Source organism: Mucilaginibacter sp. P2_A5, assembly GCF_056404995.1.
Map to the genome: position 1 here is coordinate 62,032 of NZ_JBFUCY010000022.1, position 20,036 is coordinate 82,067.

20 protein-coding genes are annotated in these 20,036 nt (G+C 44.1%); 7 read left to right on the plus strand and 13 right to left on the minus strand.

Annotation, left to right across the window (positions count from 1 at the left end; translation table 11 throughout):
• Positions 1-242: 242 nt before the first annotated feature.
• The 3 genes from AC1DXF_RS19560 to AC1DXF_RS19570 are packed head-to-tail and all read left to right on the plus strand — an operon-like array spanning position 243 to position 1,975.
• Positions 243-1,274 carry a sensor histidine kinase gene (locus AC1DXF_RS19560; protein ID WP_477450386.1) on the plus strand — a complete coding sequence of 344 codons (1,032 nt, stop codon included), beginning with the start codon at positions 243-245 and terminating at the stop codon, positions 1,272-1,274.
• Positions 1,271-1,783, plus strand: coding sequence for a LytR/AlgR family response regulator transcription factor (locus AC1DXF_RS19565; protein WP_477450387.1), 513 nt, complete (start codon positions 1,271-1,273; stop codon positions 1,781-1,783). The genes AC1DXF_RS19560 and AC1DXF_RS19565 overlap by 4 nt, the downstream gene beginning before the upstream one ends.
• Positions 1,784-1,789: 6 nt before the next feature.
• Entirely contained in the window at positions 1,790-1,975 is a 186-nt protein-coding gene (locus AC1DXF_RS19570; protein ID WP_477450421.1) for a LytTR family transcriptional regulator DNA-binding domain-containing protein, read from the plus strand.
• Positions 1,976-2,199: 224 nt separating this feature from the next.
• Here the strand turns inward: AC1DXF_RS19570 and xerD are convergent, their stop codons facing one another.
• Positions 2,200-3,099, minus strand: a complete 900-nt coding sequence (xerD, locus tag AC1DXF_RS19575) for a site-specific tyrosine recombinase XerD (protein WP_477450388.1) — start codon at positions 3,097-3,099, stop codon at positions 2,200-2,202.
• Positions 3,100-3,304: 205 nt separating this feature from the next.
• Here xerD and aroQ point away from each other — a divergent pair, with 205 nt between their 5' ends.
• Positions 3,305-3,721, plus strand: coding sequence for a type II 3-dehydroquinate dehydratase (aroQ, locus tag AC1DXF_RS19580; protein ID WP_477450389.1), 417 nt, complete (start codon positions 3,305-3,307; stop codon positions 3,719-3,721).
• A 38-nt stretch (positions 3,722-3,759) separates the two neighbouring features.
• Here the strand turns inward: aroQ and AC1DXF_RS19585 are convergent, their stop codons facing one another.
• Both AC1DXF_RS19585 and AC1DXF_RS19590 read right to left on the minus strand, forming a co-directional pair.
• On the minus strand, positions 3,760-4,812 hold the full coding sequence (locus AC1DXF_RS19585; RefSeq protein WP_477450390.1) for a glycosyltransferase family 2 protein: 1,053 nt from the start codon (positions 4,810-4,812) through the stop codon (positions 3,760-3,762).
• A complete protein-coding gene (locus AC1DXF_RS19590) occupies positions 4,809-5,693 on the minus strand; it encodes a lysophospholipid acyltransferase family protein (protein WP_477450391.1) in 885 nt (294 codons plus the stop codon). The genes AC1DXF_RS19585 and AC1DXF_RS19590 overlap by 4 nt, the downstream gene beginning before the upstream one ends.
• Positions 5,694-5,728: 35 nt before the next feature.
• Here AC1DXF_RS19590 and AC1DXF_RS19595 point away from each other — a divergent pair, with 35 nt between their 5' ends.
• Positions 5,729-6,346: a WbqC family protein gene (locus AC1DXF_RS19595; RefSeq protein WP_477450393.1), complete on the plus strand. Its 618-nt coding sequence runs from the start codon at positions 5,729-5,731 to the stop codon at positions 6,344-6,346.
• Positions 6,347-7,471 carry a magnesium/cobalt transporter CorA gene (corA, locus tag AC1DXF_RS19600; protein WP_477450394.1) on the plus strand — a complete coding sequence of 375 codons (1,125 nt, stop codon included), beginning with the start codon at positions 6,347-6,349 and terminating at the stop codon, positions 7,469-7,471.
• 250 nt (positions 7,472-7,721) lie between these two features.
• Here the strand turns inward: corA and msrA are convergent, their stop codons facing one another.
• Together msrA and AC1DXF_RS19610 are read right to left on the minus strand one after the other, a co-directional pair.
• Positions 7,722-8,372: a peptide-methionine (S)-S-oxide reductase MsrA gene (msrA, locus tag AC1DXF_RS19605; protein ID WP_477450395.1), complete on the minus strand. Its 651-nt coding sequence runs from the start codon at positions 8,370-8,372 to the stop codon at positions 7,722-7,724.
• An 80-nt stretch (positions 8,373-8,452) separates the two neighbouring features.
• The gene (locus AC1DXF_RS19610; protein ID WP_477450396.1) at positions 8,453-8,716 is read right to left on the minus strand and encodes a DUF3820 family protein; all 264 of its coding nucleotides are present in this window, start codon (positions 8,714-8,716) and stop codon (positions 8,453-8,455) included.
• A gap of 103 nt (positions 8,717-8,819) precedes the next feature.
• Between AC1DXF_RS19610 and AC1DXF_RS19615 the strand changes: the two genes are divergently transcribed.
• Complete coding sequence (locus AC1DXF_RS19615) at positions 8,820-9,053, plus strand: hypothetical protein (RefSeq protein WP_477450397.1); 234 nt, start codon at positions 8,820-8,822, stop codon at positions 9,051-9,053.
• Between the two features lie 126 nt (positions 9,054-9,179).
• On the opposite strand, the gene AC1DXF_RS19620 is transcribed toward AC1DXF_RS19615, so the two are convergent.
• The 8 genes from AC1DXF_RS19620 to AC1DXF_RS19655 form a co-directional block, all read right to left on the minus strand.
• Positions 9,180-10,463: an MFS transporter gene (locus AC1DXF_RS19620; RefSeq protein WP_477450398.1), complete on the minus strand. Its 1,284-nt coding sequence runs from the start codon at positions 10,461-10,463 to the stop codon at positions 9,180-9,182.
• 80 nt (positions 10,464-10,543) lie between these two features.
• Entirely contained in the window at positions 10,544-11,203 is a 660-nt protein-coding gene (locus tag AC1DXF_RS19625; protein WP_477450399.1) for a beta/alpha barrel domain-containing protein, read from the minus strand.
• 94 nt (positions 11,204-11,297) lie between these two features.
• Complete coding sequence (locus AC1DXF_RS19630; protein ID WP_477450400.1) at positions 11,298-12,344, minus strand: PfkB family carbohydrate kinase; 1,047 nt, start codon at positions 12,342-12,344, stop codon at positions 11,298-11,300.
• Positions 12,341-13,753, minus strand: coding sequence for a glucuronate isomerase (gene uxaC / locus AC1DXF_RS19635; RefSeq protein ID WP_477450401.1), 1,413 nt, complete (start codon positions 13,751-13,753; stop codon positions 12,341-12,343). Before uxaC ends, AC1DXF_RS19630 begins: the two co-directional genes overlap by 4 nt.
• A gap of 10 nt (positions 13,754-13,763) precedes the next feature.
• The gene (gene uxuA, locus AC1DXF_RS19640) at positions 13,764-14,963 is read right to left on the minus strand and encodes a mannonate dehydratase (protein WP_477450422.1); all 1,200 of its coding nucleotides are present in this window, start codon (positions 14,961-14,963) and stop codon (positions 13,764-13,766) included.
• A 354-nt stretch (positions 14,964-15,317) separates the two neighbouring features.
• On the minus strand, positions 15,318-17,003 hold the full coding sequence (locus AC1DXF_RS19645) for a sodium/sugar symporter (protein WP_477450402.1): 1,686 nt from the start codon (positions 17,001-17,003) through the stop codon (positions 15,318-15,320).
• A gap of 46 nt (positions 17,004-17,049) precedes the next feature.
• Entirely contained in the window at positions 17,050-18,378 is a 1,329-nt protein-coding gene (gene xylA, locus AC1DXF_RS19650) for a xylose isomerase (protein ID WP_477450403.1), read from the minus strand.
• Between the two features lie 87 nt (positions 18,379-18,465).
• Positions 18,466-19,953 carry a xylulokinase gene (locus AC1DXF_RS19655; RefSeq protein WP_477450423.1) on the minus strand — a complete coding sequence of 496 codons (1,488 nt, stop codon included), beginning with the start codon at positions 19,951-19,953 and terminating at the stop codon, positions 18,466-18,468.
• Positions 19,954-20,036 lie beyond the last annotated feature (83 nt).

Genomic DNA, 20,036 nt, shown 5'->3' on the forward strand with positions numbered 1-20,036 from the left:
CAGTTCCCAGTGGGCTGTTGGCTGCTTGCCGGGATCAGGCTATCCAAGTTGATATACCCACGAGTTTCGATCGAGAGTGACAATACCATCACTGCAAACCCACCGCAGCCAACAAACCGGGAACTGCCCACTGCCCACTGCCAACTGCTAACTGCCAACTAAAAAGGTCCCTTCGTCGGCACATTTAAGCCGCTCGTCTATTGCATTTACAGCGATGAATAAATGCATTTACCTTAGCCCGCATGTTTAACCGCATAAAGCCGGCGCTTATTATCGAGGTGTGTATCCACCTGCTGTTTTGGGCGCTTATTATTTATACCCCCATCATCTCCCGGCCAGACATGCGGGGCATGCCTCAGCACTTTTTTTCGCCCGGGCGTATTATCACCTTCAACCTGGTGCTTGCCGCCGAGTTTTACCTGAACGCCTTTTTACTTATCCCCAAGGTATTAAAAAAGAATGTATGGTTTTATTTTTTGGCTTTGCTGGCATCCTTTGTAGTGTTTAACATCGTGCTATTATATGCCAGGCCACATTTTCCATTGCCCAACATGAAAGACATGGAAGGCCGGGTGCCGCGCGGGCCCTCATTTGTACTGTTCCCGTTACTATCTATAACCGCAGGCAGCTTCGCGTACCATTATCTTGCCGATCAGTTTAGGGCGATGAACAAAAAGAAGGATATTACCAATGCCTCGCTCCTGTCCGAACTGGCATTTTTACGCTCACAGATCAGTCCCCATTTTATATTTAATGTGATCAACAGCGCGGTGGCGTTATCCAGGTTAAATCCTGCGGCAGTTGAGCCTACGCTGATACAGTTATCCCAATTATTGCGTTACATGCTATATGTTACCGATGCCGAAATGGTAACGGTACAAAAAAAAGAAGATTACCTGCGCAGTTATATCGACCTGCAACAAATGCGCTTTGGCGACCAGGTAAAAATTCACTTTAAATCGGATATAAAAGCACCTGATAAAACTATCGAACCCATGCTGCTGATCCCATTTGTGGAGAATGCATTTAAACATGGCACGGGCGATATTGATAGCCCCGATATAGCGATTACACTTTTTGCCGATGAAGAAACCCTTCGGTTTACGGTACAAAATGTGTATAACGCAGCCGAAAAGCAAAAAGATAATGATAGTGGCATAGGCCTGGCCAACGTAAAACGGCGGCTGGAATTGCTTTATCCCGGTAAACACAACTTATATATCAATAAAAACGAGCAAACCTATATCGTAATGCTGCAAATTGAACTGAAATGATGAGATGCCTGATTATTGACGACGAACCGCTGGCCCTTGACCTGTTGGAAGACAACCTGAAACACGTGCACAGCATACAAATAGCAGCACGCTGCCGCAATGCAGGCGAAGCCATACTGGCCATGCAAAAGGAGCAGATTGACCTGATATTTTGCGACATATATATGCCCGGCATCAATGGTTTGCAACTGATCAAAAGCCTCACCAATAAGCCGATGGTAATATTTGTAACCGCTTACGAAAAATTTGCCCTGGAAGGTTTTGAGCTGGATGTAATTGATTACCTGGTAAAGCCGGTACCGCTGGATAGGTTTTTAAAAGCCTGTCACAAAGCCATCGACCTTTTCGAACTTCGCCGAAGTTATGTGCCCCAACCCGTGGTAAAAAACTATTTCTTTTTGCATGCCGATTATAACCTCATCAAAATAAGTTTTGAGCAGGTGGAGTATATTGAAGGCTTAAAAGACTATGTAAAAGTACATTTCGCTAATCAGCAAAAGCCTGTGTGATCGCGCATCAGCCTCAAAGCTGTGGAACTGCAACTGCCATCTGAACAATTTTTCCGGGTACATAAATCTTTCCTGGTAAACCTGCAGCACGTATCCCAGCTGCGCAGGGCCCGCATTAAACTCATCAATACCGAAGTACCCCTGAGCGACAGCTATAGGGACGTGATTAATAAAATGATTGGGAAGGTGTGAGTGGTTGGTGTAGTGGTTGACTGGGTGCATGGTTGATTGAGTTAGGTTAAGGCGAAGCATAGCTTACCCGTCAATTTAACATAATGCCAACTCAGAACTCAGAACTCAGAACTCAGAACTCAGAACTCAGAACTCAGAACTCAGAACTCAGAACTCAGAACTCACAACTCACAACTCAGAACTCAGAACTCAGAACTCAGAACTCACAACTCACAACTCACAACTCACGATCTCGGATGAAACTGGCTTATCGTGCTTTTCAGATACTCCCTGTCCAAATGCGTATAAATTTCGGTGGTGGTGATGCTTTCGTGGCCCAGCATTTCCTGTACGGCGCGCAGGTCGGCGCCGCCTTCAACCAGGTGGGTGGCAAAGGAGTGGCGGAAGGTGTGCGGGCTGATTGTTTTTTTAAGGCCGATAGCTTGCGCCAGGTCCTGGATCATCAAAAATATCATTTGGCGGCTAAGCCTTGCCCCCCTCCTGTTTAAAAACACAATATCGTCTTCGCCTTTTTTAATGGGGATGTGCACCCGCAGGTTTTCGATATAAATTTTAATGGCTTTAATGGCCTCGGCACCTATGGGTACCAGGCGCTCTTTATTACCCTTGCCGATCACTTTTATAAATTCAATATCCAGGTACAGGTTTGATAGCTTTAGCTCGGTTAGTTCGGATACCCGCAGGCCGCTGCCGTACAAGGTTTCTAAAATGGCTTTGTTGCGCGGGCCTTCGGGCTTAGATAGGTCAATGGCGGCTATCAGTTTATTAATATCCTGGTAACTCAATGTATCGGGCAGCTTACGCCGAATTTTGGGCGATTCCAATAACTCCGACGGATCACTTTTTATCAGATCTTCCATCAGCATGTATTTGTAAAAAGCCTTAATGCCCGATAATATGCGTGCCTGGGACGATGGGATCATGCCCAGTTCGGCGGCCCAGGTAATAAACTCCCGCAAGTCGGTTAAAGTAATGGTTTCCGGCTTCAGCTTAAATGGTTTCGTTTCGGCATACTGATATAGCTTTTCTATATCCCGGCTATAGGCCTCCACAGAATTATCGGCCAGCGATTTCTCTAATTTCAAATAAGCCTGGAAACCCTTTATTGCCGAACGCCAATCCAAATTGATTTTAATTTAATGTATTTAAGAAAAGAGTCAAGATATTAGAGTCAAGAATCAAGAAAAAAACATTATTAGGGTATTTCCGCGCAGCTTCGACGAAGAAAATAGTTTGTAAAGCAATATTTTTACATCAGGCTTTTGGGTGTTTGTCTCGATTCTTGGCTCTTGATTCTTGATTCGCATTTTTATACTTAAGTTTGGAGCAATGAAGATACAAATTATAAACGGCCCCAATTTAAACCTGCTCGGCGTTCGCGAAAAATCCATTTACGGCGATACCAGCTTTGAAGGTTACCTTGAACAACTGCGTGCGCGTTACCCGGCCGTAGATATAGCTTACTACCAAAGTAATGTTGAAGGCGAAATTATAAATAAACTTCATGAAATTGGCTTTAGTTACGATGGCATTGTGATAAATGCTGGTGCATATACCCACACCTCCATCGCCATTGCCGATGCTATCGCAGCTATCAATACGCCGGTTATAGAAGTACATATATCCAACGTATACAAACGCGAAGAGTTCAGGCATCACTCCATGCTGGCTGCAAGCTGTAAGGGCGTTATTGCCGGTTTTGGGATGGACTCATACAGGCTGGGGTTAGAAAACCTGGTTGGTTAGGAGAATCAAGAGTTAAGAATCAAGATTCAAGACTAAAACTAAAGCAGATCCGCTGATGGCAAATCTGTAAACCTCCGTTTCTTTTTAACAAAAAACTGCCACACAATACTGCCCTGGAAAGTACCTTTTGAGTTATGAGTTGTGAGTTGTGAGTTATATAATCCTTTTGCCTTTTGCCTTTTACCTTTTGCCTTAAATAAGCTCAAAACAAAGGCCTGGTGTGCCCTGCTTACGGCCCAGGCATCTTTACGTTTGCCTTCCATCATGAACCGGATGAGGGCCAGCAAATCCATTAAAAAGCGGATACTGATAACCCAGAATGCACTCCAGAAAGGCAGGTTCTTTTTTAACAACAAAAGGTTATTCCTGAAATTGAGGTAGGTTTTAAAAGGGTTTTCGGTATTGAGCGTACCGCCGCCAACGTGGTAAACGGTAGATTCGGCGCAATACATTACTTTATAGCCCATATTTTTTAGTCGCCAGCACAGGTCAATCTCTTCCATGTGGGCAAAAAAGTATTCGTCAAAACCGCCTGCCAGGTCCCAGTATTTCTTTTTGATGAACAACGATGCACCCGAGGCCCAGAAAACCTCGCCTGAATGCTGGTATTGGCCATGGTCTTTTTCAACTTCATAAAACATGCGGCCACGGCAAAAGGGATAACCGTATGCGTCAATAAACCCGCCGGCAGCACCTGCGTGTTCAAAGGTATCTTTATTGGCATAAGCTAATAGCTTGGGTGCTGCCGCGGCTATCTTCTCGTCGCCTTCCATCAGGCTTATCACCGGCTCAATCCAACCGGGTACCACCTCAACATCTGAGTTTAACAGGATATAATAATCGGCCTCAACCTTGGCCAGCACACGGTTGTAGCCACCGGTAAAACCGTAATTTTCATCATTCTGAATGATCGTTATTGTGGGATAGTTTTCTTTCACAAACGCCACCGAATCATCTGTGGAGGCATTGTCTCCCAAAACAACATCAAGCCCGGGCCAGGTTGATGCCATCACCGAAGGAAGAAATTGTTTAAGATATTTGGTACCGTTCCAATTCAGGATAACTACGGCAACTTTGGGTGTATCGATCATTTATGTTTGTCCTCCGGCTTAAACTTCCACCTCCGGTGACTCCATAGCCAATATTGAGGCTCCTTCCTGATCATCCCTTCCAGGTATTGCACATGCATTTCGGTTAACTCATGCTCTGCGGTCTGTTTCGGGTTTTCTGTCAGCGGAACCAATGTATAAGTGTAATAACCGCGTTTAACGCGTTTCATATCGTAAAAAACAACAGCGGCATCAATTGTTTTCGAAATCTTTTCGATACCCAGGAAAACCGCTGTAGGCTGGTTTAAAAAAGTGGTAAAATAGTTTACCTCGTTTACACCAGGCGTTTGATCGCCCACCAATACGCTTACCGTTAATTCTTTCCGGTACTCCACCATTTTACGCATGGTTTGCTTCATGGCAACAGGCTGCCCCCCAAACCGCGACCTGATCCGGATAAAAAAATCGTTAAAAATTTCGTTATTCAAGGGCTTATAAACAATCATGAACCTTTTATCAGTTACGAAGTTAAAGTTCAGCGCAGCCATTTCCCAGTTGCAATAATGGCCTGCTACAGCTATGATGCTTTTGCCTTTTGCAAAGTATTCGTGTACTAATTCGGCATTGGTAGCCACTACTCTTTTTTGAATTTGCTTTTCAGATACGGTGATCATTTTTACCGTTTCTACAATCAAATCGGCAAGGTAATGGTAGTATTTACGTTCAATATCCTGGCGTTCCTTTTCTGTTTTTTCGGGAAAGGCGTTAGCCAGGTTTTGTTGTACTACTGCCCTGCGGTAATGTACAATATGGTATATGATAACGAACAAAACATCAGATATGATGTATAAAAACCAAAAGGGCAATAACGAGGTAAGGTATAAAAATAAAATCCCCAACCTTATAAACCCCTTTTTTACCATTATTTTAACCAATTTTGACCACAAACATAAAATATATGATTGAAAAAGGTGCTGTATTACCTATGTTTTATCTTCCGCCGGTTGAATACTTTGTACAATTGAACACGTACAAGCCTGATATACTGATAGAAAGAGAAGAACATTTCCCCAAACAAACTTACCGTAACCGGGCAAATATCTATTCGCCCGAGGGTATCCTTACATTGGTGGTACCAGTGGTAAAAGGTTCAAAAACGCATACCAAAGTTAAAGATGTTAAAATAAGCTACGATTTTGACTGGCAGCGCCTGCACTGGCAAAGCCTTGGCGCATGCTACCGCCGGTCGGCTTATTTTGAATACTACGAAGATGACTTTGCCCGGTTTTATGACAAGCAAAAACAGGTGCCCTATTTGTTTGATTACAACCAGGAGTTGTTACAAATGCTGCTCAAATTCCTTAAAATTAAAACAGAGTTGCAGTACACGTCCGAATATCATGCCGAATACGCTTCCGTACCTGACTTTCGTGCATCCATCCACCCAAAAAAAGAAACAGAGTTACAACAAAAACCGTATTTTCAGGTTTTTGAAGACCGGCAAGGCTTCCTGCAAAATTTGAGCATTGTCGATTTACTGTTTAACCAGGGCCCGCAGGCCATAAATTATTTGTAAATGAATAATCTGATAAAAAGGGTTAAGTATAATGCCCGCCGCAATGCAGGAAATGTTGGCGACAGCCCCGGAATGATACGCGTGCCCGATGGCGCACTTAAGCCGCATATAGCCATGTTTAGCTATAATAAGGATGAGCTGATAACATCCGAAGGCAAAGATATTAAAGTGATATTAGCACAGTTAAAAAAATGCGATAACCATACCCATTGGATAAAAATTAACGGCCTTGGCGATGCCCGGCTGATTGAACAAATTGGCGAGCACCTGAATATAAACCCTTTGGTTTTAGAGGATATTGCCAATATCCATCAACGCCCCAAGTTTGATGAGTACGAAGATTACGCCTTTAGCACCAGCCGGATTGTACATTTTAACAGCGAAGATGAATTGGTGAACCACCAGTTTTCGGCCATTATAAAAGATAACCTGATCATCAGCTTTGAAGAAGACCATGTGGAGTGCTTTGAGGCCGTTAAAGCCCGCTTAAAGGCTGGTAAAGGCGCTATCCGCACGGCAGGGCCCGGGTATATGTGTTACGCGCTTACAGATACTATAATTGACACCTATTTTATTTTGCTGGCGCAGATAGGCGATAAACTGGACGCCATTGAAGATAAGGTTTATACCGATGCCGATAAAAGCATCATGTTCAATTCGCAGCAACTTAAGCGGACGCTTATCATTATCCGCCGGGCAAGCTGGCCCGAACGCGATAAAATAAACGACATGATCCGCTCCGACAGTCCGCTGATAACACCCGAAGTTAAGCTGTTTTTACGCGATGCCTATGACCATTGCATCCAGGCTATGGATTTGATTGAAAACTACAAAGAGGTAACCTCCAGCATTATCGACCTTTACCTATCTATGGTGAGCAACCGTATGAACGAGATTATGAAGGTGCTGACCATTATATCAGTGATCTTCATCCCCCTTACCTTTATAGCCGGTATTTACGGGATGAACTTTGCACGGCAAGACGATAAAGGCCACCTTATCCCCGATAATATGCCCGAACTTTACTGGCATCACGGATATGTATATGCTATCGTTTTTATGTTTCTAATAGCCATTGTACAGGTTTTTGTGTTCTGGAAAAAGGGATGGTTTAATAAATTGTAAAGCCCCTCCTAAATCCTCCCCGGTAGTCTACCGTGTATCCACATCTTTTGGATTCTAGGAACTAATAAAACCGAATGTCGAGCGAGCGAACCAGAAAGGGGCTGGAGAGCAGGGGGTGAGGAGAAATCTTATACACCCTGTATTCCAATAGGCCGGTTGCGATGCAAGTCGTTAAAGATTTCTCTTTCGCGCCCCCCTCTTCCCCCCTCAAGCTCTATCGAAATGACAATTTTCTTTTGTTAAAAAACTGTTACTTCGCAAACTCCGGCTTCAACTCCGCAGCCATCGCTTTCCTGAATTTCAGCACTTTAGGTGTTGATACCGAGGCAATATAGGGCTGGCTTAAATGAGTTTTGTAATAGCCCTGGTGATAATTTTCGGCAGCGTAAAATACGGTAAACGGAACAACCTGTGTAACTACCGGATTATTATAATGCTTTGATTCATTTACTTTTTTGATTGTAGCCAGCAGGATATTTTTCTCTTCGGGTGTGCGGTAAAAAGCTATCGAACGGTAATCTGTACCTTCATCAGGCCCCTGGCGGTTTAAAGTTGTTGGGTCGTGGGCAAAAAAGAAAGCCTCGGCAAGTGTAGCGTAACTAATCACCTTAGGATCATAATAAATCTGCACGGTTTCGGCATGGTTGGTGGTGCGGGTGCTAACATCCTCATATGTCGGATTTTTGGTATTTCCACCGGCATATCCCGAAATAACTTTGTTTACCCCTTTAAGTTCAGACATAGCCTCGCTCATGCTCCAAAAACACCCGCCGCCAAAGGTAGCCAGGGCTTCGCCTCTTTTGGGTTTTGACAACGGGGCCATAGCGTCTGGTTTAGATTGTCCGTTTGCACAACCTATAAATAAAAATACCCCGGCAATATATAACATCAACTTTTTCATAATTATTTTATGTTTTTACTGTTAGTCGGATATACGCAGGATACCTTACAGGCGGATGGTCATCAATTGGTCACGTTAAGCTATTTTAGTTTCGGGCTAATGCCCTGCCCACTATTCAGTGATTTGCGTACCATAAACAAAATCTCGCCTAAACCATTGGTCTTGATCTCGAAAACGGTAGATAACATCATCCCAAGCTTATCTTTTGTAAAGCCTTTACCGCTCATCCACTCCAGGTAACTAATTGGTATATCGGCAATTATTGTGCCTTTATACTTACCATAAGGCATTTGTGTTTGTACAATATCAATCAATACTTTGGGGTCGGGCTGTAAGTTTTTCACGTGTTAAAGATAATGTTTTTTGGGATTGAAGATTTACCTTGGCACTAACCAATATGCAGCAAACACAAAGCAATACCGCTTGTTAGTATTAAAATTATAAACTATGGAACAGCAAATTGAAGCCACCTTGACCGGCACCGACAGTACTATTGATGGCATATTACAACCTATTACTTATGGCAATTTTACAAAAGCATATGAATTTAAGTCGGTTGATGGCACACTGCACCTGGTAATAGCGCAGGAAGCCGACGGCGAATGGATCAGGTTAACAGGCACCGAGCCTTACCTGTCAAGCTGGATTGATGAACTAGCAGAGCAGGTATTGGGTCAGTAGTACTAAGTAGAAAGTCTTAAGTTATAAGTCAAAAACAAATTCGATTTATAACTTAAAGCTTCCTACTCAAGACTATCTTCGGTTATAGTTGATATAACATTTTGCTGATTAAATTTTAACCAATAACTACAGATTTACCGGTTTCATTTTGGGCGATAACAGGTGCATAATAAACCAGGCCAGTAAATATGCACTTCCGCATATCAGGAAAATAATATTATAACCTGTTGTTAAATGCCCACCCAGCTTATAATAATCCAGTATATGCCCAACAAGAAACGGGAACAGGATGCCCCCTACAGAGCCGGCCATTCCCCCAATGCCAATCACCGAACTTAAAGCCCGTTTAGGGAACATATCTGATGCGGTGGTGAAAATATTGGCGCTCCAGGCCTGGTGTGCTGCAGCGGCAAGGCTTATTAAAGCAACGGCCTGCCATACATTAGTTGCGTATTTTGCAGATATAATAGGTACTACACACAACGCAAATATCAGCATAGCTACTTTACGCGCCTTAAATACCGGCCACCCTTTTTTGATGAAATATGACGACAGGTAACCGCCGCCAATGCTGCCTATTGAGGTGGCTGTGTAAACGATGATTAATGGCAGACTTGGTTTTTTAAGATCGAGATTAAAGGTGCTGGAAAAATATGATGGTAACCAGAACAGGAAAAACCACCAGATTGGGTCGGTTAAAAATTTACCTATCACAAATGTCCATGTTTGCCTTATGCCAAAAAGCTGAATCCATTTTATTTTACTCTCGGTAGCCAGCATTGCATCAGCGTCACTGTGGATATATTCAAATTCTCCGGGGCTTATTTTTTTATGTTTTGATGGGATCTCATAAAACAGCCACCAAAATATAAGCCATACAAAACCAATTGCTCCTGTTACCAAAAACGCAGTTTGCCAATTATAAGCACCCAATAACCATGGTACCATTACAGGTGCAACAACCGCCCCGATATTGGCTCCCGAATTAAATATACCTGTGGCAAAAGCTCGCTCTTTTTTAGGGAACCATTCTGCAACCACTTTAATTGCAGCCGGAAAGTTACCGGATTCGCCTATACCCAAAGCGGCCCTTACCACACCAAAACCAAATGTGCTTTTAACAATGGCATGCAGCATGGCGGCTACGCTCCACACAATTAATGATATGGTATACCCCAGCTTGGTGCCTATTTTATCAATAACGCCACCAAACAATAGCAATCCCGCTGCATATGCGGTAGCAAATGCCATTACGATATAGCCGTAATCTGCTTCAGTCCATTTAAATTCTGTTTCTAAAGTAGGTTTAAGCAAGCCTATCACCTGCCTGTCGAGGTAGTTGATTGTAGTTGCAAAAAATAAAAGTGAAACTACAACCCATCTGTAATTTCCAACTTTGGCTTCTCTCATTATATTTGATTTATATTTTAATTTGTTTGTAGCACAAACAAAAGACCATCTGTGCTAAAATCAAGCTTTCAACTAAAAAGTTACCTGGCAGCTTTTACCATCTCCAGCAGTGTTATGGTATCGCTGTACAGCTGGTCGTACAGCTTGTTTTCCAATACATTTTTGCTGATTAGTTTACTGCCCATACCCACCGCGCAAACGCCGGCCCTAAACCAGCCGCTGATGCTGTTGATATTTAAATCGACACCGCCCGTTGGTATAAACAACTGACCGGCAAACAAATCACGGATTGACGATACAAACTCTGGCCCTAAAATATTGGCCGGGAAAATTTTTATTAATGCAGCACCGTGCTGCTGCGCGGTATAAATTTCGGTGGGCGTCATACATCCCGGAATCCATAACAACTCCTGTTTCGCGGTAAATTCACCCACTTCGGGGTTCACAATTGGCGATACGATAAAATCGGCTCCGGCATCAATAAACGCCGTTGCCTCCTCCAGGCTTTTAATGGTGCCTATGCCCAGGTGCAAATCGGGCATTTCGGCTTGTTGCGCCTGTTTTAACACTTTAAAATTGGCCAGCGCGGCGGCCCCACGATTGGTATATTCAAATACCCTCACCCCTGCTTTGTACAAAGTGCGGGTAATTTCGAGGCTAACCTCGGCATCGGGATAAAAAAACAGCGGCAAGGTGCCCTGCGCTACTATCGCATCCAGTACTATATCTTTTTTGCTCATAATTTTGTTAAGTCTTGAGTTCTGAGCCTTGAGTTCTAAGTCTGATTCTCGTTTTCGACTTAGAACTTAAGACTTTGGACCAAATGACTATCGGTCATTTAGCGGTTAACGCGACGTTAATAATTTCTTCAACTGTCTTATCAGTGGCATCGCCCTCAATAAACAGTTTGGTGTATGCTGCGGCAGTTGCAAACTGTAATGTTTGCTGCGGCCCCAGGTTATTGTAAAACCCGTAAATAAGCCCGGCCATAAAGCAATCGCCGCTGCCAACTTTGTCAACCACTTTATCGGTTTCATACTGGCTGGAGTTGTATAGCTTATCCCCGGTATATAAAGCCGTATAGTAGTTAATACCCTCGCCGGCATCAAACCTGAAAGTATTGGCTACAGCCTTGCATTTGGGGTATTGTGCCATGATGGTTTCTGATGTTTTAAGCGCCTCTTTCAGGTAAATGCTTTTTTGTCCCGATTCATGAATATCCGGCGCTACCGGGATGTCGAGCATCAACTCGGCCGCCCAAACATTACCCATCACCAAATCGGCGTATTTTACAAGCTGGGGCATTATATCAACCGGCTGTTTACCGTATTTCCATAATCTTGAACGGTAATTTAAATCAACAGAAATAGTGATCTCTTTTGCCGATGCTGCTTCAAGCACCTCCAGGCAAACATCGGCCACATCCTGGCTTATGGCCGGGCATATCGCGCTGAAATGGAACCAGGTTACGCCATCCAAAACTTTGTCCCAATTAACCTGTCCAGGTTTTAACGTGGCAAATGCCGAGCCTGCACGGTCATAAATAAGGGCATTGTTTTTAACATCCTTACCCTGGGTTAAATAATACAACCCTATCCTATCGCCCTGCTTAAGTATGGGAGAAGTATCAACCTTTTTTGCCTCCAGGTGATCAATTATCTGGGCCGATAGCGCATTATCCGGCAGGGCCGTAAAATATGCCGATGGCAGTTGCCAAAGCGCCAGCGCGCCGGCTACATTCAGTTCGGCACCACCTATAAAAAATGGCAGCTGGTTATCGTTCAGCCATTGGCCGCCTGCATCCGGGCAAATCCGCAAAAGCAGTTCTCCGAAAGAAAGGATGCGGCCTTTTGATGCTGTTATTTCAAATGGCGCGCTCATTTGCTCTGATCGAAATTAAAGTAATTCTTCGCGTTATAATAACAAATATCCTGGACGATTTTACCCGTCCACTCGATATCGTTTGGCAACTCGCCGTTTTCGATATCATCGCCAAACAGATTGCAAACCAGCCTGCGAAAATATTCGTGCCTTGGGAAAGATAAGAAACTGCGCGAATCGGTAAGCATGCCCACCAACCTGCTCAGCAAGCCAATATTGGATAGCGCGTTCATCTGTTTGGTCATGCCGTCTTTTTGATCCAAAAACCACCAGGCCGAGCCAAACTGGATTTTACCCGCTACAGAGCCATCGTTAAAATTGCCGGTCATGGATGCCATCAGCTCATTATCAGCCGGGTTTAAGTTATACAAAATGGTTTTGCTAAGCTGATTGGTTGTATCCAACCGGTTCAGGAATTTAGACAAGGCCCTTCCCTGCGAAAAATCACCTATCGAATCCCACCCGGTGTCCGGCCCAAGCTCACTTAATCCGCGGGCGTTGTTATTGCGCAAGGCACCCAAATGTAATTGCATTACCCAGCCTTTTTCGTGGTTCCACAAAGCAAAATTATACAGCATGGCCGATTTAAATTGCAGGGCCTCGGTTGCATCCAAAGATTGGTTGTTCCTTATCTTGATAAATATATCGGCTATTTCGGCATCGGTATAATCTTCGGCATATACCTGCTCCAAACCATGGTCGGATAACCGCCCGCCGTTTGCTGCAAAATAATCGTGGCGGCCCTTTAAAGCCCATAAATAGGCATCAATAGTATTAATAGCAGTACCTGCGATTACCTGCAGCTTATCAATGTACAGATTTAGTGTAACCAAGTCATCAGCATTCATAGCTTTATCGGGCCTGAAGGTTGGTAACACCTGAACTTCATAACCATCAGCTTTGATTTTTTGATGATACGCCAGGTCATCAAGTGGGTCGTCGGTAGTACAAATTACCTCCACATTTTTGCTTTTGATGATATTGCGTATGCTGTACTCGGGCGATTGCAGTTTTTTGCTGCTCTCGTCATAAATCTGCCGGGCCGTAATTGGCGACAGCAGGTCGTGAATATCAAAATACCGCTGTAGTTCAAGATGCGTCCAATGGTAAAGGGGATTGCGCAGTGTATAGGGTACTGTGGCAGCCCATTGTTCAAATTTTTCCAGGTCGGTTTTCTTCCCGGTAATGTAATCCTCGTCAACACCGTTGGCACGCATGGCACGCCATTTATAATGGTCGCCGTTGAGCCATACCTGGGTTATGTTTTCAAAGTTGATATCGCCGGCAATCTGGTCGGGCGGCAAATGGCTGTGGTAATCAATAATAGGTAAATCGGCGGCGTATTCATGGTACAGGCGCCGCGCGGTTTCGGTAGTTAATAAAAAGTCTTTATCTAAAAAGTTTTTCATCAATAGTAGGTTATGCTTTATCCAGTAAAGAGCGTTTAACGCCCATTTCAAGCCCCCGTAATTCGGCAAGCCCTTTCAGCCTGCCTATGGCCGAGTAGCCGTGGTATGTTTTGTGATTAAAATCGTCAAGCAGTTTATGTCCATGATCGGGGCGCATGGGTATGGCAATATCATCCCGGCCATCGGCCACACGTTTTTGCTGCTCCAGTACAATATTTTTCATAACGGCATACATATCGGTACTGCCACCCAAATGCTCGGCCTCGTAAAAACTGCCATCAGCCTCGCGCTGCACATTACGCAGGTGCAGGAAGTGAATGTGTTCGCCTAATCGTTCCACAATTCCCGGTAAATCATTATCGGCCCTTGCTCCTAATGAGCCGGTACAAAAAGTGATGCCGTTACTTGGCGAAGGGTAATAGTTCACCAGGTCGGCAAGGTCCTGCTCGGTAGATACCACCCTTGGCAGGCCCAGTATCGGAAACGGCGGATCGTCGGGGTGGATACACATTTTAACGCCTGCTTTTTCGGCCGCAGGTATAATGCCACGCAAAAAGTAGGCAAGGTTTTCCTTTAAACCCGCAGCATCAATATCCGCATAGCGCTTTAAGTGCTCCTTAAATTCGGGGATGGTTAGTGTTTTGTTGGTGCCTGGTAAACCTGCCATCAGGTTATTGATCAGTTGTTCACGTTCAGCGGCGCTAATGTTATCGAGGTATTGCTTGGCAACCTGTTGCTGCGTAGCGCTGTAATCGTCGCGGGCGCCCAGGCGCTCCAGGATGTAAAGGTCAAATGCTGCTAAGGCTTTCGCATCATACCTTAAAGCGGTTGCTTTGTTGGCCAGCAGGTAATCCAGGTCGGTACGTGTCCAATCAAGCACGGGCATAAAGTTGTAGCATACAATATTGATGCCTGCCTGCGCCAGGTTTTGGAGGGTAGCAATATAGTTTTGGATGTACTTATCTCTATCGGCGCCGGCGGTTTTTATACTTTCATGAATGTTCACGCTCTCGACAACAGACCACCGTAAGCCGGCCGCCTCAATTATATTTTTACGTTGGATGATATCATCCAAACTCCAAACCTCGCCAACTGGGATGTGGTAAAGTGCTGTAACAACGCCGGTAGCCCCGGATTGCGAAATTGCTGTTAGTGTAACCGGATCGGCAGGGCCAAACCACCGGAATGTTTCTTCTAAATTATTCACTATAGGTTAATGGTATTGTAGTTTGAACGGGCAAATTACACATCATTAGTTTAGGATGGAAACGATATTTGCAACAATCTACGATAACGATTGCGGAGAGGCCTCACCCTGCCCTCTCCAAAGGAGAGGGTTCTGATTAGCGTGGCGGCTTAGTTAGGATTCTTTTTTTAGGGATACGCTAAAAAGCACATCTGCAACCCTGCAAATTACCCCCACTTTGGAAAGAGGATTGAGGGAGGCAAAAAAAAAGAGCGGCCAATAAAAACGGCCACTCTTTAAATATTAATGCTTGACTTTAGTACGTTCAACCCTGATTTCAAGAACCCTCTCCTTTGGAGAGGGCAGGGTGAGGCTCTGCTACCAGAAAATGGAGTAAAGCGCTACAAGTATGCCTGTAATAATAAGCGCACCTACAGCAAATGAATTTGATGTACGGAACATCTTAGTATCAACTTCAAGGCCGTTTGTGCGTAATCCTTTCGAGTTTTCAAGCATCGAAATGATGTACATCCCAACCACACAAATTACAAACACAAATCCCATCCTGTCAAGAAAAGGAATTTCGTACAGCGTAGTTACGCCATCTTTTTGCAATACAGGTATCGAAAAGCCAAAGCTCTTTAAGCCTTCAAGGTTAGTATATAAAGGCAATACTTTTAACACTACCGACATGATAAAACCACCTACCGTAGCAAATAAAGCTGCGTTTGAAGTAGCTTTCCGCCAGAAGAATCCGAGTATGAACATCGCGAAAATACCCGGCGATACAAACCCGGTATATTCCTGGATAAACTGGAAACCACCTTTTTTATCAATGCCCAAAAATTTACAAAGCAGCACACCTAAAGTCATGGCTACAACTACGGTAATTTTACCTACGTTAACCAGTTGTTTATCGGTAGCATCCGGCCTGATTTTCTTTTTAAAGATATCCAACGTAAAAATAGTTGCAATACTATTGGCCTTACCTGCTAACGAAGCAACAACCGCAGCCGTTAGCGCAGCAAATGATAGCCCTTTAAAACCGGCGGGCAACAAGTTTAACAATACCGGATAAGCATGGTCATGATTTTCGGCAATACTTGCTGTACTTATGTTGTCAAACACGTTTTGCTTGTACAATACGTAAGCCGCAATACCCGGCAATACAACAATAATAGGCATTAATAGCTTCAGGAAAGCGGCAAATAAAATACCTCCGCGGGCGGTTTTTAAATCGGCGCCCAATGCGCGTTGCGTAATGTATTGGTTACATCCCCAGTAATTTAAGTTTACAATCCACATACCACCCAATAATACGGTTAAGCCAGGCAAATCGCCGTAGCTTGGGTTTTCCCTTTTCAGTATCATATGGAAGTGGTCATTTGCTTGCTGATACAGTATTGTTAAACCATTGGTAATACCTTCCTGGTGGTAATGCTCGGCTACTTTGCTAACAGCTATATAGGTGGTTACCAATCCGCCCAATATTAAAAAGAACACCTGGATAACATCTGTATAACCTATTACTTTCATACCACCCAGGGTAATAACAACTGCAAAAAGGGCCAGCAATACAAGGCACAAGTTAAAGTTGATGCCCGATATACCGTTAATTGCCACCGCGCCCAGGTAAATGATAGAAGTTAAGTTTACAATTACATACAACAATAACCAAAACACAGCCATTATCATTGCCACAGTGCTGTTATAACGCTGATGCAAAAACTGAGGCATGGTAAATATCTTGTTCTTCAGGTATACCGGAATAAAGAATATAGCTACAATTAACAAAGTTGCAGCAGCCATCCATTCATACGTAGATATAGCTAAACCCATGGTAAAACCATTACCGCTCATTGCAACAAATTGCTCTGCCGAAATATTAGATGCAATAAGCGAAGCGCCTATGGCCCACCAGGTAAGTGATCCCTCTGCTAAAAAATAATCTTTTGATGTTGCATCGGCGTTATGCTTCCGTCTGTATACCCAGTATCCATAACAGGATACTATTAAAAAGTACACGATAAATACGGCGTAGTCACCGTTGGTTAATGAATTCATTGTTTGGTTAAGTTGGTTTTAATAATGTTAGATTGACAATTATAAGCTATATATAGCGATTTATCAAATTTTCTAAATATTCTTGTCGGCCGCTTAATGTTTTAGGCTCGCCATTGGTTATTGCATAGTTACGCAAATCTTCTAATGATAGCTTACCATCCTCAAAATCTTTTCCGGAACCTGCATCAAATGAGGCATATCTGTCGGCACGGATCTTTTTATATTCTGATTTTTGTAAAATGTTATCGGCTATTACCAGGGCACGGGCGAAGATATCCATGCCACCAATATGGGCGTAAAATAAATCGGCCTGATCGGTTGAGTTACGACGAATTTTGGCATCAAAGTTAATACCACCGCCTTGTAAACCACCGGCTTCCAGGATAATCATCATCGATTCGGTAATCTCGTTGATATCGTTCGGGAACTGATCGGTGTCCCATCCGTTTTGAGTATCGCCACGGTTGGCATCTATCGAACCTAATAAACCTGAATCTGCAGCTACCTGTAATTCGTGCTGGAAAGTATGGCCGGCCAATGTAGCGTGGTTAACTTCCAGGTTCAGTTTAAAATCATTCAGTAAATCGTATTTCTGCAAAAAGCCTAAAACGGTAGCGGCATCATAATCGTACTGGTGTTTGGTAGGCTCGCAAGGTTTTGGTTCGATAAAGAAGTTTCCTTTAAAGCCTTGTTTGCGCGCATAATCTTTAGCGGTATGTAAAAATTTAGCAAAATGCTCCTGCTCACGTTTCATATCGGTATTCAGCAGGCTCATATAGCCTTCGCGGCCACCCCAGAAAACGTAGTTTTCGCCGCCTAAAGCAATGGTGGCATCAATTGCCGCTTTAACCTGCGCAGCTCCATGGGCCAATACATGAAAATCAGGGTTGGTAGCTGCACCATTCATATACCGGCGATGGCTAAACAGGTTTGATGTTCCCCAAAGCAATTTAACACCGCTTTCGGCTTGTTTTTGTTTGGCATATTCAACCAAAGCCTGGATGCGGCGGTCGTTTTCGTTTACATCGTTGGTATAATCTACCACGTCTACATCATGAAAACAGTAGTAAGGGATATTCATTTTGGTAATGAATTCAAACGCAGCATCCATCTTGTCTTTAGCGCGTTCTACAGCGTCGGCTTTCTCGTCCCATGCAAAAATGTGGGTAGGCCCGCCAAACGGATCGGCGCCGTTACCGTTAAATGAATGCCAGTAAGAACAGGCAAAACGTAAATGCTCGGCCATCGTTTTACCGGCCACTACCCTGTTGGCATCATACCAGCGAAACGCCAGCGGGTTATCTGATTCCTGCCCCTCGTAAGCTATCTGCCCTATTCCTTTGAAAAATTCCTTTTCGCCTGTGATGATTTTCATATTGTTTAATTAGTGAATTATTGAGTTGTTGAATTATTGATTTACTGAATTATTGAATTATTGAATTTCGCTTTTAACCTTTTGCCTTTATCCTTTCGCCTTTAACCTAACATCAAGTAGCTCTTTCCATTCGTTATAAATAGGTTCAAAATCAACAGAAAGATCCGGTTCTATCAATTGGATAGCTTTGGTATTGCTGAATGCTTCTGCGGGCGATTTAAAGATGCCTGCACCTATTCCTGCGCCTAAGGCCGCGCCTACGCTGCCATCGTTGTTGTATAGTTCAACGGGGACGCCGGTGGCGTTTACAAAGGTTTCGGCAAATAGCTCGCTTAAAAAAAGGTTGCTTTTGCCGGCACGGATTACCGTTGGGTTCATGCCGTTGCTGCGCATGATGTCAAAACCATACCGGAACGCGCAGGCTATCCCTTCCTGTACCGCGCGGAAAATATGCGCCTGGGTATGCAGGTTCAAGTCGATATTTTGGAAATGGGCGCCTACCTGTTTATTGTTAAGCATGCGCTCGGCTCCGTTGCCAAATGGCAGTACGCGCAAGCCCTCGCTGCCTAATGGCGCTTTTTTTGCTTCTTCGTTTAGTTGGTTATAGCCTAAGCCTGCGCCGAAGTTATATTTGGCCCAGCGGTATAAGCTGCCCGTTCCGTTAATACAAAGCAATACGCCTAAACGTTTTTCCTCTTCGGAATAGTTTACGTGGGCAAAAGTGTTGATGCGCGATTGCTGGTCATAAGCCAGTTGATCGCTTACACCGTATATTACGCCGGACGTACCAGCTGTTGCAGCTACCTCGCCCGGGTTTAGTACATTTAATGATAAAGCATTATTTGGCTGATCGCCCGATTTATAGGTTACCGGGATGCCGGCTTTAAGGCCAAGTTTTTCGGCTACATCGCTTTTTAAGGCTCCGTGAGCTGAAAACACCGGGTTGATAACCGGGAACAGGCTTTCATCAAAACCAAAGTAATCAACAATCTCTTTGGAGATGCTGTTGGTTTTAAAATCGAAGAAAACGCCTTCAGATAGTGCCGATACCGATGTGGTGATCTCGCCGGTTAGTTTCATGGCGATGTAATCGCCCGGCAACATGATCTTGTCTATTTTAGCGTAAATCTCCGGCTCGTTCTCCTTTACCCAGGCCAATTTGGATGCGGTAAAGTTGCCCGGCGAGTTTAACAGGTGCGATAAGCATTTTTCCTGGCCGATGGCGGCAAAGGCTTTATCGCCAATTTCAACGGCGCGGCTATCGCACCAGATAATGCTATCGCGTAAAACGTTCTGGTCTTTATCAACCAACACCAGCCCGTGCATCTGGTAAGCAATGCCTATGGCGGCAATATCCTGCGGGTTGTAACCGCCTTTGGCATGGCAGCGTGCCAGTGCCTGTTGCGCCTGGTCCCACCACATCAGTGGCGATTGCTCGGCCCAGCCGGGATGCACGGCCTTTATCGGCGATTCCTCGTCCGGAAACTGTGCCGACGTTATAATTTGTTGCGTATCAGCGTTAACAACGCTAACTTTAACTGAAGAAGTACCTATATCAATCCCTAATAATAACATGGATTTCTTTTGGGTTTTAGCATGAATAGTAAAAACGGGTTTATTTTTGGGCATTTAACTCCACGAAATTAAATAAATATTTA

Excerpts from the sequence above, each read along its gene's own strand:
- AC1DXF_RS19655 (WP_477450423.1), bottom strand. The coding sequence starts at position 19,953 with ATGTTATTATTAGGGATTGATATAGGTACTTCTTCAGTTAAAGTTAGC.
- AC1DXF_RS19565 (WP_477450387.1), top strand. The coding sequence starts at position 1,271 with ATGATGAGATGCCTGATTATTGACGACGAACCGCTGGCCCTTGACCTG.
- uxaC (WP_477450401.1), bottom strand. The coding sequence starts at position 13,753 with ATGAAAAACTTTTTAGATAAAGACTTTTTATTAACTACCGAAACCGCG.
- AC1DXF_RS19595 (WP_477450393.1), top strand. The coding sequence starts at position 5,729 with ATGATTGAAAAAGGTGCTGTATTACCTATGTTTTATCTTCCGCCGGTT.
- AC1DXF_RS19560 (WP_477450386.1), top strand. The coding sequence starts at position 243 with ATGTTTAACCGCATAAAGCCGGCGCTTATTATCGAGGTGTGTATCCAC.
- corA (WP_477450394.1), top strand. The coding sequence starts at position 6,347 with ATGAATAATCTGATAAAAAGGGTTAAGTATAATGCCCGCCGCAATGCA.
- AC1DXF_RS19590 (WP_477450391.1), bottom strand. The coding sequence starts at position 5,693 with ATGGTAAAAAAGGGGTTTATAAGGTTGGGGATTTTATTTTTATACCTT.
- msrA (WP_477450395.1), bottom strand. The coding sequence starts at position 8,372 with ATGAAAAAGTTGATGTTATATATTGCCGGGGTATTTTTATTTATAGGT.
- AC1DXF_RS19625 (WP_477450399.1), bottom strand. The coding sequence starts at position 11,203 with ATGAGCAAAAAAGATATAGTACTGGATGCGATAGTAGCGCAGGGCACC.
- AC1DXF_RS19585 (WP_477450390.1), bottom strand. The coding sequence starts at position 4,812 with ATGATCGATACACCCAAAGTTGCCGTAGTTATCCTGAATTGGAACGGT.
- xylA (WP_477450403.1), bottom strand. The coding sequence starts at position 18,378 with ATGAAAATCATCACAGGCGAAAAGGAATTTTTCAAAGGAATAGGGCAG.
- AC1DXF_RS19620 (WP_477450398.1), bottom strand. The coding sequence starts at position 10,463 with ATGAGAGAAGCCAAAGTTGGAAATTACAGATGGGTTGTAGTTTCACTT.
- aroQ (WP_477450389.1), top strand. The coding sequence starts at position 3,305 with ATGAAGATACAAATTATAAACGGCCCCAATTTAAACCTGCTCGGCGTT.
- AC1DXF_RS19645 (WP_477450402.1), bottom strand. The coding sequence starts at position 17,003 with ATGAATTCATTAACCAACGGTGACTACGCCGTATTTATCGTGTACTTT.
- AC1DXF_RS19615 (WP_477450397.1), top strand. The coding sequence starts at position 8,820 with ATGGAACAGCAAATTGAAGCCACCTTGACCGGCACCGACAGTACTATT.
- AC1DXF_RS19630 (WP_477450400.1), bottom strand. The coding sequence starts at position 12,344 with ATGAGCGCGCCATTTGAAATAACAGCATCAAAAGGCCGCATCCTTTCT.